The sequence below is a fragment of the Rhizobium halophilum genome, from assembly GCF_021648825.1.
GTDB lineage: Bacteria > Pseudomonadota > Alphaproteobacteria > Rhizobiales > Rhizobiaceae > Neorhizobium > Neorhizobium halophilum.
In genome coordinates this window covers 150638-166016 of the sequence record NZ_JAKJHS010000009.1, presented here as the reverse complement: position 1 = coordinate 166016, position 15379 = coordinate 150638, and the positions used below count along the sequence as shown (strand labels likewise).

The following is a 15379-nucleotide window of genomic DNA, read 5'->3' as shown; positions in this document are numbered from 1 at the left end:
GAGTTTACATGCCTCGGTCGATATCCGCCAAAGCTACCGATGGAACACCCAGTTAGCGACCCTGTTCCCGCCTGAGGCTTCAGTCCTAAAACCTCTACGACCTAAGTCGGAACGTCAGAATGGGACGAACGAGAGGCGGTGCATGCGCAAGGACGCGCGCCAGATGATAGAGACGAGTGGGACCGCCGGAATTTGCGCCCGAGAGGTCAACAACCCCAACCCGACGATGCCAATGTGTTACCCACGAGTCGAACTCGACCTGCAGGAGATCATCAACCGGGTGGGCGAAGACTGACGGCCAGGTGTCGCGCAATGCGACATCATCAATTATCTACTAGAAGTTGCCGACTGTTTAGAATCAGGCCTTAACCACCCTCGCTGAAGAATCCACTTCTGAGCCTTGAAAGGTGAAGCGATGGCCTTCGGTAAGCGAACTGACGCACTTGCGATGATGCAGGCGCTTTCGACGTCGCAAGCTCTTATAGAATTCGATCTCAAGGGTATGACCCTCACCGCGAACGAAAACTGCTGCAAAGCGCTCGGCTACTCGCTGGCAGAGATCGTCGGACGACACCACCGGATATTCTGTGAGTCGAACCTAGTCGCGTCGCCGGAATACACAGCCTTCTGGACGCGACTAGCCGCCGAAACATTCGATGCCGGCAGTTATAAGCGCATAGCCAAAGGCGGAAGGGAATCAGTCGGTGAGCGGCCGTGTAAATCTGGTTGGGCAAGCGGGAACTGCCTTGACCAACATGCTGTCGCAAATTGCTAACGTCGACGCAAACATCACCGCAATAGCCGATGCAGCCAGGGAGCGATCAGCTGAGGTTAAGCAAATCAGCGTCGCCGTCAATGCCATGGATCACGCCACTCAGCAAATGCGGCAATGGCCGAAGAGCGCTGGCCCAGCAGGCAGCGCTACTGAGAACGCAGATGGCAGCGTTCCGAACCATGTCAGACGGCGCTACCTCATATCCAGCACCTACCTGCTTCTAGGTTGCCTGAACCGGCAGGGCCTTTGATGGTAACTATCAAGTTTGATCCTGTGCTGGCTGCATAGCAAAAACAAAACCCACGGCAGTAGGTCCTTTCCCTGCCTGAGTTCGGACCAAGGTCTGATGTTCAGATGGTCAGAAGGCGCCAATATCCCATGCATGAAGATACCTGCACCACCGAATGCACTCGATGCTCACAACCGGCAACATCTTTGTCAAACTGCCCTCAAGGGCGCTTTTAAGGAAGTTGTCGATGAGGCCATGGAAGCTGGCTGGGAAGAGGACGAGGTGATCGCGGCAATCGGACTTCTTGCGGATCATCTACTAAAAGTGAATGCAGCAAATGACGAGCTCATCCGCTTGCTGGAAGTGATCCACCAGCAACGGAGGGGCAAGCCGGCAGCTAGCAGTTAATCCGGCAGCCGATAGATCTCTGTCCAATCCTCCGCCTCTCGCAGCCCCTTGAACGAGGCCTGCCTCAACGTGCAGGTATGAGTCCACGCGCGATACTCGATCTTGGCCGAGAATGACGGCCCGGTCATGACCAGGTTCTTGCCCGGCACAGTTACCACAGGGACGATGGAGTCGTTCGCCGCCTGCTGAAGGAGAGGAAGCACTTCCGCGAGCCTGACATCGAGATCGATCAGTTCAGCGTCCTGATTGGACCGGCAGCCTCGGCGCGTTATTAGGCAACAAAAGAGGCCGGGGCGAAACCGCACCGGCCTTCCTCATCATCGCTTCCTCACCAGTTCCAGTACATCCGTGGTCAAAAGTCTAAAACGACGTCGCCGATTGTGAGCGGCGAATTCATCACCGCGCATGAAGGTGGCCGAGGTCTTCGCCCATCGCCAGATCGCTTGCTTTTGCACACGATGGCGTTTCGCGACATCTCGATCGGTCAAATACTGACCCGACGCTTCAGTGTCGCTTGTTGCAGGTGAAATCTCGCGACCGCCGGCCCTCTCCTCGAATGATGGGCCCATTGATGGGCTGCGAATTCGCGCCATCAAAAACCTCACTATGTTCAATGAGATGAGATGCGCAATGGCGGAGAGGATGGGATTCGAACCCACGATACGCTTTTGACGTATACTCCCTTAGCAGGGGAGCGCCTTCGACCACTCGGCCACCTCTCCGGTCCGGCCTGATTATTTCGGATGGGTAGCGATTGCAAGGGCTTTTCGTCCCGCCTCAGGAATTGCTCCGTTCGGCGGCGGCGACGCGGTTGCGGGAGTCCTCTTCAGTAGCTGGAAGGACCGCCTTGAGACGTTCCGCGGCCGTAGCGAGCGGCAAGACGGCGCAAGACAGCGGCGAACTCCGCGACATCGGCGCCCACCGCCACGAATCGCGCGCCCAGATCGAGGTAGCGCAGATTCAGAGCCTCGTTGAACGTCAGGATTCCCGCCGCCTTGCCTGCGCCGGTGATGGTGGCGATCGCCTTTTCAATCACTTCCTGCACCTCCGGCGCCTCGATGCGGCCCAGATGGCCCATATCGGCGGACAGATCCGCTGGACCGATGAAGATGCCGTCGATTCCTTCCACGGCCGCAATGTTTTCAAGGTCGGCAATCGCCGCCCGTGTCTCGACCTGCACCAGAAGGCAGATCTCGTCGGCGGCCGTTTCGGCATAGTCGGTAATCGTGCCGAAGGCCGAGGCACGGGCCACGACGGCGCCGACGCCGCGAATACCGTGCGGTGGATAGCGCACCGCCTGGACGAGTGCCCTCGCCTGCTCGGCAGAATCGACCATGGGCACGAGCAGCGTACGCGCGCCGGCGTCCAGAAGCTGCTTGATCATCCAGGGTTCGCCCATCGGCGGACGTACGACGGCTTGCGCTGGAGACGAGGCAAGCGCCTGGAGTTGCGCAATGATGCTGCGCAGATCGTTCGGGCCATGCTCGCCGTCGATCACCAGCCAGTCGAAGCCTGCGGTGCCGGCAAGTTCAGCCAGAAGGGGCTCGCCGGTGTTCAGCCAAAGCCCAATCTGCGGCCGTCCTTCACGAAGAGCGGCCTTGAAGTGGTTCTTGAGAGCGGGCATGGGATCATTTCCTAAGCAAGCAGTTGTTTGAGATCGGCGGCGGGGTCGGCGAGCACCGTCTTGTCGGGCTCGATGCCGTTATCGAGGAGTTTCTTGCCTGTGACATAGGCCTTCGCGTCATTGATCGCGTCGACGGCAAGCAACCGGCCCTGGCGGAAATACCAGATCGAGGCGCTTCCATCGCGTACGCCCGGCCGCATCAAGGTCTCGTCGAACCCGAGGTTGAAGCCGGCGATCTGCAGCTTGACGTCGTATTGATCCGACCAGAACCACGGCTTGGGATCGTAAGGCTCCCTGCTGCCCGCAAGCACGGATGCAACCGATTCTGCCTGATCGACCGCGTTCTGAACCGACTCGAGGCGAATGCGCTGGCCTTTCCAAGGCAGAAGCGTGCAGTCGCCGGCAGCAAAGATGGCTGGATCGGAGGTCTGCCCGAAGGCATCAACGATGACGCCATTGCCCACATCCAGTCCCGCTTCCTGCGCCAACCGGTCGTTAGGGGTAACGCCGATGCCGACCAGCACGACGTCAACATCGATGACCGAGCCATCGGACAGTTCGGCGCCGCAGACGCGGCCATTGTGCCCGATCAATCGAACGAGACCGGTTTTCTCGCGAAGGGTGACGCCATGCCCAAGATGGATGGTGCGAATGATGCCGGCAGTCTCGGCCGAGGCGACGCGCGAGAGGATGCGATCCGCCATCTCGATCAGCGTGACCTCGACTCCCAAATGACGAGCCACCGCAGCGGCCTCCAAGCCGATATAGCCACCACCGATCACGAGCAGGCGGCGTCCTGCGCGCATCTCGCCGGCGAGCTCGTCCGCATCCCGCTTGCTGCGCATCACGTGGATGCCCGCAAGATCGCCACCAATAGCCGCGGGCAGACGGCGCGGCGCGGCTCCCGTGGTCAGGGCAAGCGTTTCATACTCCAGCCATGAGCCATCGTGCATTCTGATTCGCTTTGCAGGGCGGTCAATCTCCTCAACGAAGGTCGAAAGGCGCACGTCAATCTGGTTTTCCGCGTACCAACTATCGGCGCGGAAGGTCAGCCGGTCGAAATCCATCTCGCCGAGCAGGTATTTCTTGGAGAGCGGCGGGCGCTGATAAGGGGGAACCTCCTCTGCTCCGATGAGCGTGATCGGACGCATGTCTTTCAAAACCCGCAGTTTTGCCGCCAGCGCAAAGGCCGCCTGCCCTGCCCCCACAATCACCAGCCTGTCCGTCAAGGGCGGTCCTTCCTTGCTAAAGCGCCGTATCCAGGGGCATGGGGTAGCCCCGAGACGCTGTCGCCGTCAACCGGCGACCGCCGTCGCTGTCAAGGCTGGCACGGACGAGGGGTGTCATGGGACAGACGCAGGCAATCCGACACTTTCTGTTCAGGATGTATTAGCTGACCCGGTCTATACTGAAGTCCTGAGGAGATAGAAGGAGGGTGTCATGCCCTTGACCATGGACCGCGACCCAAAACAGACTGCGCCACGTGACCAGGCCTTCGAGAAATTCACCATCGACCGTCCCGGCAAGATCATCTTTGTCGGCCATCATCTCAGTACGGCAACTCATCTCCGTTGCCTGATCCGCACCATTTCTCTCTATGGTGCAGAGCTCGAGGTCAGCCCGCACATCCCGGTACCCAACAACTTCTTCTTGGAGATCCTGGGGATCCACGACGAGATCGGTAGCACGCTGATTCGGCGCGAGGAAGAAAAGGTCACGATCGGCTTCAACATGCTCATCGACCCAGAATTCCTCCACCACGTGATCCGGCTAAATTTCGAGACCAGCCACTAAGCGAGCAAGGCGTCGTTCGTCAGTGATCGGGGGCACCGGGAGAACGGCTGACGCCGCAGACGGACTTGCGCAGCCGCCTTGCGCGCCTATTGTGAGGCGAATCCACAGCAGGTGCCGTAGCATGACCGCCTTTTCCCGTTTCACACCCCTTGTCAACGCTCTTCCTGCCAGCGTTCCTTTCGTTGGACCGGAGGCGATCGAGCGGAACCGTGGCCTTGCCGTGCGAGCTCGGATCGGGGCGAACGAAAACGGGTTTGGCCCGGCACCTTCTGTACTGCAGGCCATTGCGGAGGCCGCGCATTCCACCTGGAAGTACAATGATCCTGAGAATTTTGCGCTGAAGCAGGCGCTCGCCGTACATCTCGGCTGCCAGCCGGACAACCTTGCGATCGGGGAAGGGATCGACTCGCTTCTGGGACAGATCGTTCGACTGGTGATCGAGCCCGGGCTTGGGGTGGTGACCTCCTACGGTGCCTACCCGACCTTCAATTTTCACGTCACGGGCTACGGCGGTCGGCTGATCGCAATGCCCTATGCGGACGATCGGGAGGATCTGAACGCTCTTCTTGATGCGATCCGGCGAGAAAATCCTCCCCTGGCCTATTTCGCCAATCCCGACAATCCCATGGGAAGCTGGTGGGACGCCGACAGCGTCGTGGCGTTTGCACGCTCGGTCCCCGAGACGACACTGCTCATCCTCGACGAAGCCTATTGCGAGACTGCCCCCAAAGGCGCAACGCCGTCAATTGACGCGCTGATCGACCGTCCGAATGTGATCCGAACACGGACTTTCTCCAAAGCTTACGGTCTGGCGGGGGCCCGCATCGGCTATGCCGTCTCCACGCCCGGCACGGCGGCAGCGTTCGACAAGATCCGCAATCATTTCGGGATGGCCAGGATCAGCACCGAGGCAGCGCTCGCGGCCTTGGCAGATCAGCCGTACCTCGAAAACGTCATCGGCAAGATTGCGGCCTCTCGGGATCGAATTGCAGATATCGCAAAGTCCAATGGGCTGGTGTCGCTCCCCTCGGCCACGAACTTCGTCGCGATCGACTGCGGCCGCGACGGCACCTATTCCAAGGCCATTGTCGATGGCCTGATGGAGCACGGCGTCTTCATCCGCATGCCTGGTGTGGCCCCGCTCAACCGGTGTATCCGCGTGAGTGCCGGCCCGGAGTCGGACATGGCTCTCCTGGAAGAAGCCCTGCCAGTGGTTCTCAAATCTCTCTGACGCAAAAGCCGCGCCAGCGCCTCAAGCACTGCCGCGGCAGTTGACATATACCTCCCTTGGATAAGCCAAGGGGTCGCCGATATTCTGCGGCACAGCATCAGTGCATGGTCATCCATTCCCGTGCGGCACGCAGCGCTGCGGCCAGATCGCCCTTGTTCATCGTTTGCGCTAGGTCCGCTCGCAGTTCAGCGGCGCGTTCGGAGCCCTTGATTGCTGCAATGTTCAGCCATTTGTGGGCAGAGATGAGGTCGATGGCGCAACCGCGACCGGTCGCATACATCAGCCCCATTTCGCAGAAGGCGTCCGCGCGGGTTTCGCCGCCTGTCGTGGCAAAGTCGGTATTCTGCATTTCGAAGCGTGCCATTGGTTTTGTCCCTGTTCGGCTGCGTTGTCGATGTCCCTGTTCATTCCCTTTCGGGCTCGTCCGGATCACCGTCTTCATGCGGTTTGCTGCTCCGTCCGCCGGCGGATCTTCCCGCTCGTTGATGGAGGCAGTATCGCCGGGATTCTCAAACAGCCGCCTAAAAAGCATCCTTAAAATGATGAAAACAAAGTACAAATTGTTCGTAAAGTTCAAACTCCATTAAACATGGCATCTCCTTTGCCGCAGGACATTCGGCTTAAATTCACCGAAACTTCAGACGCAACTTTCAACCCTTCGCTAACTACGATCAGGAAACGCCAACTGCCGCGCTGCCTTGGGCAGGATGAGAGACCCTGACATGCCCCACAGAAGCCGTTTACCTTTACGTGCCGGTAAGCTAATCTTTGGCGGCTCACAAAGGAGCAATCAGGAGGATGGCCGGTGCTGAGGCACCGCCACGGGATGGAGACAAAATGATGCGTCATCTGATGATCTCGGCCGCAGTAGCGATGCTTGCAACAGCAAGTCTGGCTGCCGAGCCGATCGAAGGGAACTGGAAGACGGCCAGTGGTGAAACCGCGACGATAGCATCCTGCGGCGGCGCCTACTGCGTTACGTTGAAAACCGGCAAGCACGCCGGCAAGCAAATCGGCAGGCTTTCGGGCAGCGATGGCACCTACAATGGCGAGATCACTGATCCAGCCAACGACAAGACGTATAAAGGGTCTGGAACGGTCAGTGGCAGTTCGCTCAAGATGAAAGGCTGCGTTCTGGCAGTGCTCTGCAAGACGCAGACCTGGACGAGGCTCTAGAGGCCATCTTCATCAGGCGGACATGTGCGCCGCCTGAGTTACCTGCGAGCGACCGCGTGGTCCCGAACACTGTGCGGCTTCAAAGCACGAAGCCTGAACCGCTGATGAACCTACGGCTCACGACGAGTTCAGCGGCAAGCCAGTAACTGCTTTCCCATCGGTTTTGGGAAAAACGCATATGTACGTCCTGGCTTGCCGCCTCATCAATCTTGTCTTGCACAGTCTCACATCTGCGGCCCTGCTCAGTGTGAGTGCGTCCGCTACAGCCCGTCGGCGCCGCACCTTCACGACGTTCATTCGCCTGAGCTTTGCGACACTAGCGCTCGTTGGACCGCTTGCTGCGATCGCGGTCACGGGCCTGGATTCGGTGGATTCACCCAAAAGAGGCGCAGGCTTTGTTCTCCTTGTGAGCCTTCAACGGCAGTCAATGAGCTAAGTGAGGGACGCCATCCACGAGCGCAGGTGTCTTTCGCTTGTCAGCAAGTTCATCCTATAATGCCTCATGAGCACACGAATCCCGCCTCTTTCGCCCTTGTCCTACATCACCCCCGATGCCTATGAGCCCCGTGTCTTCCATGATGCAACGGCGGCCGTTGACGCGTTGACGGATCTCTACGGGCGCAACACCGCCTTCCTGATGGACGCCTTCGGAGGATTGGCAAAGGGCGCACCCGTCGCAGGGCGCTATCGCGCCTGCTATCCCCAGGTGAGTATCGTGACCACCTCGTTCGGTCATGCCGACTCCCGCCTGTCCTACGGACACGTCACCTCACCGGGAACCTACACCACCACGGTCACGAGGCCGAAGCTGTTCAGATACTATCTGAAGGAGCAGCTCGACCTGTTGATGCGCAACCACAACATACCGGTCACGGTTTCGGAATCCACGACGCCGATCCCACTTCACTTCGCGTTCGGAGAGGGTGCGCATGTGGAGGCAAGCGCCACAGCGGGTTTGGCCGATGTCAGCCTGCGCGACCTGTTCGATACGCCGGATCTGAACAACACCGACGACTTGATTTCCAATGGTGAATATGAGGACCTGCCAGGCGTGCCGGCGCCTCTTGCGCCGTTTACCGCGCAGCGCATCGATTATTCGCTCGCCCGCCTCAGCCACTATACGGCCACCAGTGCGGAGCACTTCCAGAATTTCGTCCTGTTCACAAACTACCAGTTCTACATCGACGAGTTTGCACAGTGGGCGCGTGAGATGATGGCGAATGGCGGCGAAGGCTATGACAGCTTCGTCGAGCCGGGCAATGTCATCATTCGGGCAGGGTCCGTAAAGGACGAGGCTGCCGTTGTGGGACGGATGCCTCAAATGCCGGCCTACCACCTGAAGAAAAAGGGACACTCCGGCATTACGCTCGTCAACATTGGCGTCGGACCCTCCAATGCCAAGACGATCACCGACCATATCGCGGTGCTGCGTCCCCACGCCTGGTTGATGGTTGGCCACTGCGCCGGCCTTCGCAACAGCCAGCGTCTCGGCGATTATGTTCTTGCGCACGCCTATGTCCGTGAGGACCACGTGCTCGACGATGACCTGCCGGTATGGGTGCCGATCCCGGCGCTTGCCGAAGTGCAGCAGGCCCTTGAGGATGCGGTGGAGGAAATCACGGGCTACGAAGGCTTCGAACTCAAGCGCATCATGCGGACCGGCACGGTCGCCACCATCGATAACCGCAACTGGGAACTGCGCGACCAACGCGGCCCTGTGAAGCGGCTGTCGCAGTCGCGCGCAATCGCGCTCGACATGGAATCGGCCACGATCGCCGCCAACGGCTTCCGCTTCCGCGTCCCCTACGGCACGCTGCTCTGCGTCTCCGACAAGCCGCTGCATGGCGAACTGAAGCTGCCGGGCATGGCCACCGCCTTCTACCGCACCCAGGTCAGCCAGCACCTGCAAATTGGCATTCGCGCCGTGCAGAAGCTTGCCGCCATGCCGGTCGAGCGGCTGCATTCGCGCAAGCTCAGAAGCTTCTACGAGACGGCGTTCCAGTAGGACGTCACGGCAGCCGCTACTCGCAAACCGTGTCACGGAGGTGGTCGAGGCCTTTACGCACCGTCTCGACCATCTGATCCACCTCCGAATAGGCTATCGTGAAGGCGGGCGATGCCAACATGCGGTCACCCGTGGCGCGCATGATAAGGCCGTTGTCGAGGCAATGGTTACGGACAAGGGTCCCCACGTCGTCCGGCTTGCTGTATCGGCGCCGGGTGGTTTTGTCGGCGGCCAGTTGGAGTGCGCCCATAAGGCCCACGCTCACCGCTTCGCCGACGACCTCGTGCTCTTCCAGGCTTCTCCAGGCTCGGCCGAAATAGGGGCCGATATCATCGCGCACCCGCTCAATCAGCCCTTCCTCCTCAATGATGCGCAGGTTCTCCAATGCTGCAGCAGCACAGGCCGGATGTCCGGAATAGGTGAAACCATGGTAGAAGTCGCCGAGTTCCGCCACCATGACGTCGGCCACACGATCGCTGACCAGAACACCTCCGATAGGCAGATATCCTGAGGAGAGGCCCTTGGCGATCGGCGCGAAATCGGGGCTGACGGCGTAGTGTTGATGGCCGAACCAGGAGCCCAGACGCCCGAAGCCGCAGATCACCTCGTCGCAGACGAGGAGGATGTTGCGCTCGCGGCAGATGCGGGCGATTTCCGGCCAGTAAGTATCCGGAGGGATGATGACCCCGCCCGCGCCCTGAATGGGTTCGGCAACGAAAGCCGCGACATTGTCCTCGCCAAGCTCGTCAATCTTGTCCTCGAGTTCGCGCGCCACTTTCAGCCCGAACTCGGCAGGCGTCAGATCTCCACCCTCGGCGTACCAGTAGGGCTGGTTGATGTGGGAGATCCCGGCAATGGGAAGATCCCCCTGCTCGTGCATCCACTTCATTCCACCAAGCGAGGCACCGGCAACGGTCGAGCCATGATAGGCATTCTTGCGCGCGATGACCTGGGTCTTGTTCGGCTTGCCAAGCGCCTTCCAATAAACGCGCGCCATGCGCAACCATGTGTCGTTCGCCTCGGACCCCGAGTTGGTAAAGAACACCCGATTGAGCTCCGCTCCTGTATGCGAAGCGATCTTCTGCGCCAGCAGCGTAGCGGGTGCGGTCGTCGTCCCGAAGAAGGTGTTGTAGTAGGGAAGTTCCTGCATCTGCCGGTAGGCAGCTTCGGCGATCTCTGTTCGCCCGTAGCCCACGTTGACGCACCAAAGCCCTGCGAATGCGTCGAGGTACTTTCTCCCGGTGTTATCGAAGATATGAACGCCTTCTCCCCTCTGGATGATCCGCGTACCTGCGGCATTCAGCTTCTTCATGTCGGAAAATGGGTGGAGGTGATGAGCAGCGTCGATAGCGCCAAGGTTCGATAATGCGGGCATGTCAGTCATGAAGCATTCTCTGCCTTCAGATTGTGTGGCCGATTCTTATCGGCTACGAACCATGCTCCGCAACCATCTTTAGCAGACTCCCCATGGCCGAACACACAGCTCCCCCCCGTATCGAGATCCTGCTCGTGGGCATGAACGGCGACCTGCGTGGCAAGCAGATCCCGCTGGAAGCAGAGAAGAAGGTCTGGGAGGGCTTGGTCCGGCTGCCCACCTCGACGCAGTCGTTGGATATCTGGGGCGACGACAACGACGATCTGACCGGGCTGTCGCTGTCGATCGGTGATCCGGACGGCGTCTGCATCCCCGACCGCTGCACTCTTGCACCCATGCCCTGGGCACCCGATGGATCCCGACAGGTGCTGGCAACGATGCATGAGCTCGACGGCACCCCGAGCTTCATGGATCCTCGCGCCATCCTGGCCTCGATGTTGAGGCGATACGAGGCGCGCGGGCTGACACCCGTGGTAGCGACGGAGCTTGAATTTTACGTGGTGGAGGAGGACTGGCGAGACACGGGCGTCCCACGGCCGCCGAAGCGGCTGACATATCGTGGCGAGCCTAATGGTTTCCAGCTCTATGACATGACCGCGGTGGACGCACTTGACGACTACCTGCGAACGCTTCGCCTGTGGGCTGAGGCTCAGGCGCTTCCCTGCGACGCGACGACGGCCGAGTTCGGACCCGGCCAGTTCGAGATCAACCTGTTGCACCGCGCAGATGCACTGGCTGCCGCCGACGACTGCATCTATCTAAAACGTCTAGCGGAGCAGGCAGCGCGGCAGCATGGGCTGAAGTCCACCTGCATGGCCAAGCCCTACAGCGAGCATGCCGGCTCCGGTTTGCACGTGCATGCAAGCATCATCGACCGGGACGGCAAGAATGTTCTGGATGCTCAAGGCGGTGAGCCCGTGCTGCTCAAGTCCGTATGCGCCGGCATGCTCGAAACAATGCGAGAGGCGCAACTGCTGTTTGCTCCCTTTGCCAACTCCTACCGTCGTTTTCAACCCGGCTCCTTTGCACCCGTCGACATCGACTGGGGCCTTGGGCATCGAGGAACTGCCATCCGGATACCGGAAAAAGACGGCCCAGCCGCCCGCGTCGAACATCGGGTCGCGGGCGCAGACGCCAATCCTTACCTGCTGCTCACGGCCATCCTGGGCGGCATGCTTCTTGGGCTTGAGCGGCAACTGGATCCGGGGCCAGAGACCGACGTGGGCAAACTACCCTCCCACGGGCGGCGATTGACGCATGATTTCCTGACTGCTGTGGAGGATTTCTCCTCCTCCCCCTTCATCCGCGACATCCTGGGCACGCGCTATCAGGCGCTCTACGGGAACACCAAACGCAAAGAAGCAACCACCTACCTCAGAACCGTCTCGGACTTCGACTACCGGACCTATCTGGCGCGCATCTAAGACACTTCAAATGCCGCTGCCGGCTTCTTGCTCCCCCGTTTCTGAGGCCGGCACAAGAACCTTCAGTTCGCCTGCGTGGATCTGGATCTTCACATGGCGGTCCATCGGCAGGAGCTCGCCATCGATGACGCAGCGGACGTCGCGACGCTCTCGCGGGAAATGCAGTTCGACCTCTGCCGCCGTCATGGCCGTCACCGCATCATTGTCCTTCAGGTGACCGCGAAGGATGTCGACGGTAAGCTGTGCCACACCTTTGGGCGTGAGTGGATCAGCGACGTAAAAGCCCAACCTGCCACGGGTGACATCATCGGCATAAAGGAGAGGATCCGGGCCAAACTCGTTGTTGGACACCGAAATCGCCGAGACCTTGCGGCGTCCTTTCCTGCCTTCTGCGTTGAACTCAACCTCGAAGACCGGGGGGTTGAACATCACCCCAAGCACCGCGCGTGCGCTGGCACGCATCTTTCCAAGCCTGGAGCCGAATGTCATGGAATCGCGATAACGCACCATTCGGGCATGAAGTCCCGCAGAGAATTGGTGGACGAAGCTGTGGCCGTTTGCACTGGCGATGTCGACCTGCTGCACCCGTCCGTCAGCAAGCACCTCCAGCACATCCCAGATGTCGAGCGGCAGCTTCAGTGAGCGGGCGAAGAGGTTCATGGTCCCGGCCGGTACTATGCCGAGCGTCAGGCCATTGCGCCATGCGATACCTGCTGCCGCAGAGATCGTGCCGTCGCCACCACCGGCGATCAATCCCTCCAGTCCCGGCGTGGCGGCCACCCTCTGCATCGTCTCGACAATATCCTTGCCCGCAACGATGTGGCACTCGATTTGATGGCCCGCATTCCGGAAGGTTTGCGTCGCACGGGCGCAGTATTCCTCCATCTCCGTCGTCTTGAAGGTTCCGCCATCGCGGTTGAAGATGGCAACTAGGTTCATCTCGCGTCCCTGAAGGGCCTGAAGTTCAGTCCGCGGAACAACGAGCAATCATAGAAATGGTTGCTCGCGTACTCCCGCCCCAGCCGATGAGATGAGACGCACGCTTCCGGTTACAGGGACGAGGAGCTGTGCCACCATGGAGCATGCCGCCGGCCTCACGGCGCGCCGTCGTCCGCTGTGCCCCCGGGGTCATTCCATTCGGCGCGGCAGCTTCAAAGGCCCACTCGTCTTCACCGTCCGGATGGAAAAGCTGGACCTGATGTCCGTCACCTGCGGCAGCACGAGCAGCTTGTCGGTCAGCAACCGTTCGTAAGCAGCAAGGTTTTCGACCACAACCTCGGCCAGAAAATCCGCCTCTCCCGAAATCATGTGGCAGGCGATCACCTCGGGAATTTCCAGAAGCGCCTGCTCCAGCGCATGGGCATTCTCGCGCGAATGTCGAACAACCTTAAAGGCGACGAAGACTGTGAGTTCAAGTCCGACAGCCTGCCGATCAATGTCGGCGTGGTAGCCTCGGATGATCCCCGATTGTTCCAGGAGGCGTGTGCGCCGCAGGCAGGGCGAAGGTGAGAGATTCACATGCTCTGCAACGTCTACGTTGGTAGCTCGGGCATCATGCTGTAGAACCTTTAGTATCCCCAGATCGAATTTATCCAGTTTTGGCATATCCGGCCTCTATGCCAGTCTTACCGGCAACCTTATGCCAAAAGGATGGCCTTAACTACATCGTTTAGCAAGGACCGGTCTCGCCTCCTGCAGTATCTTACGTGTCCTGCGACACAGAGGAGGACGTGGTGACGCAAACGATAGCACCCGACACAGCGATACGTTCGACTGCGCTCGGCGCCGCCGCCGCTCTATCCGTGGTGGCGATCTGGGCAACGTGGCTGATCACGATGCGCTACAGCAAAATCGGGGTTCTGACGCCGCTGGACCTCAGCCTGCTGCGTTTTGGCGTCCCGGCATTGGTCCTCGCGCCCTTCCTGCGTCGCACAGGTTTATGGCCGAGGCGTGCGGGAACGGTTCCGCTGGTCCTGATGATCGTGGGGGCAGGTGCGCCCTTCTTCCAGGTCGCGGCGTTCGGGCTTCTTGCAACACCCGCTTCGGCTGCGGGCGTGCTCTTGCCGGGAACAATGCCACTGGCAACAGCACTGATTGGCATGCTGATCCTCGGCGAGCGTCCCGATGGCCTACGGAAGATCGGCATGCTGTCGATCCTGCTGGGAGGTCTGCTTCTCCTTCTTGGCACATCCGCAGAAACGAGCCTGACATGGCGGAGTTATCTGGTGCTGCCTTTTGGAGCGACGCTGTGGGCGATCTACACCCACGCCTTTCGCAAGACCGGCCTGGGCGCTTTTGAAGCCGGTGCCTTGATCTGCTTCTGGTCGACCGTGATCAACCTCGCGCTAATCCCGGTGCTGGGGTCCAACATGCTTGTTGCACCGGCTTCCGAGATCGCACTCCAACTCGTGCCGCAGGCCCTGCTCTCGGGACTCCTCGCAACGATCTTCTACGGCTCCGCGGTCAGAATGCTGGGAGGGACGAAGGCTGCGGCCTATACCGCCATTACCCCGGTGGCGGCTGCAATTGGCGGCGCACTTCTGCTCGGAGAACTCGTCAATGGAGTGACGATCACGGCGACCGTCGTGACGGCGCTGGGCGTCTTGCTCTCAACCGGACTATTGTCGAGGGGCGGCCGATGAACCAGGCCGTGTTCGATCAAGCCTGAAGTACGACAACCCGATCACCAACGTTCACGCGCTCGTAGAGGTCGATCACGTCGTGGTTCATCATTCGCACGCAGCCACTCGACATGGCATAGCCAATCGTTTGCGGCTGATTGGTACCGTGGATACGGAAATGGGTATCGTTGCCGTTGCGGTAGAGGTAGATTGCGCGGGCGCCGAGCGGATTATTTGGGCCACCAGGGACGCCGGCTGCATATTTGAGGTTCTTCTCCGGCTCACGGCGAATCATGTTCGCGGTCGGTGTCCAGCTTGGCCACTCGGCCTTACGCCCGACATAAGCATGACCGCGAAAAGCCAATCCCTCACGCCCCACGCCGACGCCGTATCGCATTGCCTGGCCACCTTCCATCACGTGGTAAAGGCGACGCGCCTGAGTATCGACAACGATCGTACCGGGCTTGTGCTTCGTTTCATATGCGACCACCTGACGGCGAAGTTCGGGCTTGATCTTCGCGAGTGGAACCGCCCGTAGCGGAAATTGCTCGTCCGGTAGGGCCGCGTAATTGGAACGATGGTCGACACCGCTCGATGCACATGCGGTGACGAAGAGCGGCAGGCCGAGCAGAAACCCGCGACGGGATAGCGACATGAATGGTGTCCTCAAGGTGTCCGTTTGATGGCGGCAACTTAAGGACGTTATGGTTAATGCGC

The 15379-nt window shown here is 60.0% G+C and carries 17 protein-coding genes, 1 tRNA gene and 1 pseudogene; 10 read left to right on the top strand and 9 right to left on the bottom strand.

Annotated elements, in window-relative coordinates; genetic code table 11:
- From LXM96_RS16945 to LXM96_RS16930, 4 genes and pseudogenes are all read left to right on the top strand, one after another.
- A partial coding sequence (locus tag LXM96_RS16945) for a hypothetical protein (RefSeq protein WP_239999722.1) occupies positions 1 to 295 on the top strand: 295 nt, incomplete at its 5' end.
- Between the two features lie 120 nt (positions 296 to 415).
- Positions 416 to 697, top strand: a pseudogene (locus tag LXM96_RS16940) (PAS domain S-box protein); the annotation flags it as partial.
- A gap of 49 nt (positions 698 to 746) precedes the next feature.
- Positions 747 to 1025, top strand: a complete 279-nt coding sequence (locus tag LXM96_RS16935; RefSeq protein WP_239999721.1) for a hypothetical protein — start codon at positions 747 to 749, stop codon at positions 1023 to 1025.
- A gap of 132 nt (positions 1026 to 1157) precedes the next feature.
- Positions 1158 to 1412: a hypothetical protein gene (locus LXM96_RS16930; protein ID WP_239999720.1), complete on the top strand. Its 255-nt coding sequence runs from the start codon at positions 1158 to 1160 to the stop codon at positions 1410 to 1412.
- Here the strand turns inward: LXM96_RS16930 and LXM96_RS16925 are convergent.
- The 4 genes from LXM96_RS16925 to LXM96_RS16910 all read right to left on the bottom strand — a co-directional run bounded on the left by LXM96_RS16925 (position 1409) and on the right by LXM96_RS16910 (position 4265).
- A complete protein-coding gene (locus LXM96_RS16925) occupies positions 1409 to 1615 on the bottom strand; it encodes a hypothetical protein (RefSeq protein WP_239999719.1) in 207 nt (68 codons plus the stop codon). The genes LXM96_RS16930 and LXM96_RS16925 overlap by 4 nt on opposite strands.
- Before the next feature lie 428 nt (positions 1616 to 2043).
- A tRNA-Ser gene (locus LXM96_RS16920) sits at positions 2044 to 2134 on the bottom strand.
- A gap of 104 nt (positions 2135 to 2238) precedes the next feature.
- Complete coding sequence (locus LXM96_RS16915) at positions 2239 to 3036, bottom strand: aldolase/citrate lyase family protein (RefSeq protein ID WP_239999718.1); 798 nt, start codon at positions 3034 to 3036, stop codon at positions 2239 to 2241.
- Positions 3037 to 3047: 11 nt separating this feature from the next.
- The gene (locus LXM96_RS16910; protein WP_239999717.1) at positions 3048 to 4265 is read right to left on the bottom strand and encodes an NAD(P)/FAD-dependent oxidoreductase; all 1218 of its coding nucleotides are present in this window, start codon (positions 4263 to 4265) and stop codon (positions 3048 to 3050) included.
- Positions 4266 to 4476: 211 nt separating this feature from the next.
- Here LXM96_RS16910 and LXM96_RS16905 point away from each other — a divergent pair, with 211 nt between their 5' ends.
- Positions 4477 to 4830 carry a hypothetical protein gene (locus LXM96_RS16905; protein ID WP_239999716.1) on the top strand — a complete coding sequence of 118 codons (354 nt, stop codon included), beginning with the start codon at positions 4477 to 4479 and terminating at the stop codon, positions 4828 to 4830.
- Positions 4831 to 4951: 121 nt separating this feature from the next.
- Positions 4952 to 6061 carry a pyridoxal phosphate-dependent aminotransferase gene (locus LXM96_RS16900; RefSeq protein WP_239999714.1) on the top strand — a complete coding sequence of 370 codons (1110 nt, stop codon included), beginning with the start codon at positions 4952 to 4954 and terminating at the stop codon, positions 6059 to 6061.
- Positions 6062 to 6158: 97 nt separating this feature from the next.
- On the opposite strand, the gene LXM96_RS16895 is transcribed toward LXM96_RS16900, so the two are convergent.
- Entirely contained in the window at positions 6159 to 6425 is a 267-nt protein-coding gene (locus tag LXM96_RS16895; protein WP_239999713.1) for a sel1 repeat family protein, read from the bottom strand.
- Positions 6426 to 6898: 473 nt separating this feature from the next.
- Between LXM96_RS16895 and LXM96_RS16890 the strand changes: the two genes are divergently transcribed.
- Together LXM96_RS16890 and LXM96_RS16885 are read left to right on the top strand one after the other, a co-directional pair.
- Positions 6899 to 7237 carry a DUF2147 domain-containing protein gene (locus tag LXM96_RS16890; RefSeq protein WP_239999712.1) on the top strand — a complete coding sequence of 113 codons (339 nt, stop codon included), beginning with the start codon at positions 6899 to 6901 and terminating at the stop codon, positions 7235 to 7237.
- Between the two features lie 502 nt (positions 7238 to 7739).
- A complete protein-coding gene (locus LXM96_RS16885; protein ID WP_239999711.1) occupies positions 7740 to 9242 on the top strand; it encodes an AMP nucleosidase in 1503 nt (500 codons plus the stop codon).
- A gap of 16 nt (positions 9243 to 9258) precedes the next feature.
- On the opposite strand, the gene LXM96_RS16880 is transcribed toward LXM96_RS16885, so the two are convergent.
- Positions 9259 to 10626: an aspartate aminotransferase family protein gene (locus tag LXM96_RS16880; protein ID WP_239999710.1), complete on the bottom strand. Its 1368-nt coding sequence runs from the start codon at positions 10624 to 10626 to the stop codon at positions 9259 to 9261.
- A gap of 83 nt (positions 10627 to 10709) precedes the next feature.
- On the opposite strand from LXM96_RS16880, the gene LXM96_RS16875 reads away from it, so the two are divergent.
- Positions 10710 to 12041, top strand: coding sequence for a glutamine synthetase family protein (locus tag LXM96_RS16875; protein WP_239999709.1), 1332 nt, complete (start codon positions 10710 to 10712; stop codon positions 12039 to 12041).
- A 6-nt stretch (positions 12042 to 12047) separates the two neighbouring features.
- On the opposite strand, the gene LXM96_RS16870 is transcribed toward LXM96_RS16875, so the two are convergent.
- Both LXM96_RS16870 and LXM96_RS16865 read right to left on the bottom strand, forming a co-directional pair.
- Positions 12048 to 12980 (bottom strand): diacylglycerol/lipid kinase family protein, encoded by a 933-nt coding sequence (locus LXM96_RS16870; protein ID WP_239999708.1) that lies wholly within the window; start codon positions 12978 to 12980, stop codon positions 12048 to 12050.
- Positions 12981 to 13169: 189 nt separating this feature from the next.
- On the bottom strand, positions 13170 to 13646 hold the full coding sequence (locus LXM96_RS16865) for an Lrp/AsnC family transcriptional regulator (RefSeq protein ID WP_239999707.1): 477 nt from the start codon (positions 13644 to 13646) through the stop codon (positions 13170 to 13172).
- Between the two features lie 128 nt (positions 13647 to 13774).
- On the opposite strand from LXM96_RS16865, the gene LXM96_RS21760 reads away from it, so the two are divergent.
- Complete coding sequence (locus tag LXM96_RS21760) at positions 13775 to 14683, top strand: DMT family transporter (RefSeq protein ID WP_239999706.1); 909 nt, start codon at positions 13775 to 13777, stop codon at positions 14681 to 14683.
- A gap of 16 nt (positions 14684 to 14699) precedes the next feature.
- Here LXM96_RS21760 and LXM96_RS16855 read toward each other — a convergent pair whose 3' ends face one another.
- Positions 14700 to 15317, bottom strand: a complete 618-nt coding sequence (locus tag LXM96_RS16855; protein ID WP_239999705.1) for a L,D-transpeptidase — start codon at positions 15315 to 15317, stop codon at positions 14700 to 14702.
- Positions 15318 to 15379: the final 62 nt, after the last annotated feature.

What these genes read in the sequence shown, in the direction of transcription:
- LXM96_RS16890 (WP_239999712.1), top strand. Translation starts at nt 6,899, where the DNA reads ATGATGCGTCATCTGATGATCTCGGCCGCAGTAGCGATGCTTGCAACA.
- LXM96_RS16855 (WP_239999705.1), bottom strand. Translation starts at nt 15,317, where the DNA reads ATGTCGCTATCCCGTCGCGGGTTTCTGCTCGGCCTGCCGCTCTTCGTC.
- LXM96_RS16915 (WP_239999718.1), bottom strand. Translation starts at nt 3,036, where the DNA reads ATGCCCGCTCTCAAGAACCACTTCAAGGCCGCTCTTCGTGAAGGACGG.
- LXM96_RS16885 (WP_239999711.1), top strand. Translation starts at nt 7,740, where the DNA reads ATGAGCACACGAATCCCGCCTCTTTCGCCCTTGTCCTACATCACCCCC.
- LXM96_RS16865 (WP_239999707.1), bottom strand. Translation starts at nt 13,646, where the DNA reads ATGCCAAAACTGGATAAATTCGATCTGGGGATACTAAAGGTTCTACAG.
- LXM96_RS16880 (WP_239999710.1), bottom strand. Translation starts at nt 10,626, where the DNA reads ATGACTGACATGCCCGCATTATCGAACCTTGGCGCTATCGACGCTGCT.
- LXM96_RS16895 (WP_239999713.1), bottom strand. Translation starts at nt 6,425, where the DNA reads ATGGCACGCTTCGAAATGCAGAATACCGACTTTGCCACGACAGGCGGC.
- LXM96_RS16930 (WP_239999720.1), top strand. Translation starts at nt 1,158, where the DNA reads ATGAAGATACCTGCACCACCGAATGCACTCGATGCTCACAACCGGCAA.
- LXM96_RS16900 (WP_239999714.1), top strand. Translation starts at nt 4,952, where the DNA reads ATGACCGCCTTTTCCCGTTTCACACCCCTTGTCAACGCTCTTCCTGCC.
- LXM96_RS16875 (WP_239999709.1), top strand. Translation starts at nt 10,710, where the DNA reads ATGGCCGAACACACAGCTCCCCCCCGTATCGAGATCCTGCTCGTGGGC.
- LXM96_RS16870 (WP_239999708.1), bottom strand. Translation starts at nt 12,980, where the DNA reads ATGAACCTAGTTGCCATCTTCAACCGCGATGGCGGAACCTTCAAGACG.
- LXM96_RS16905 (WP_239999716.1), top strand. Translation starts at nt 4,477, where the DNA reads ATGCCCTTGACCATGGACCGCGACCCAAAACAGACTGCGCCACGTGAC.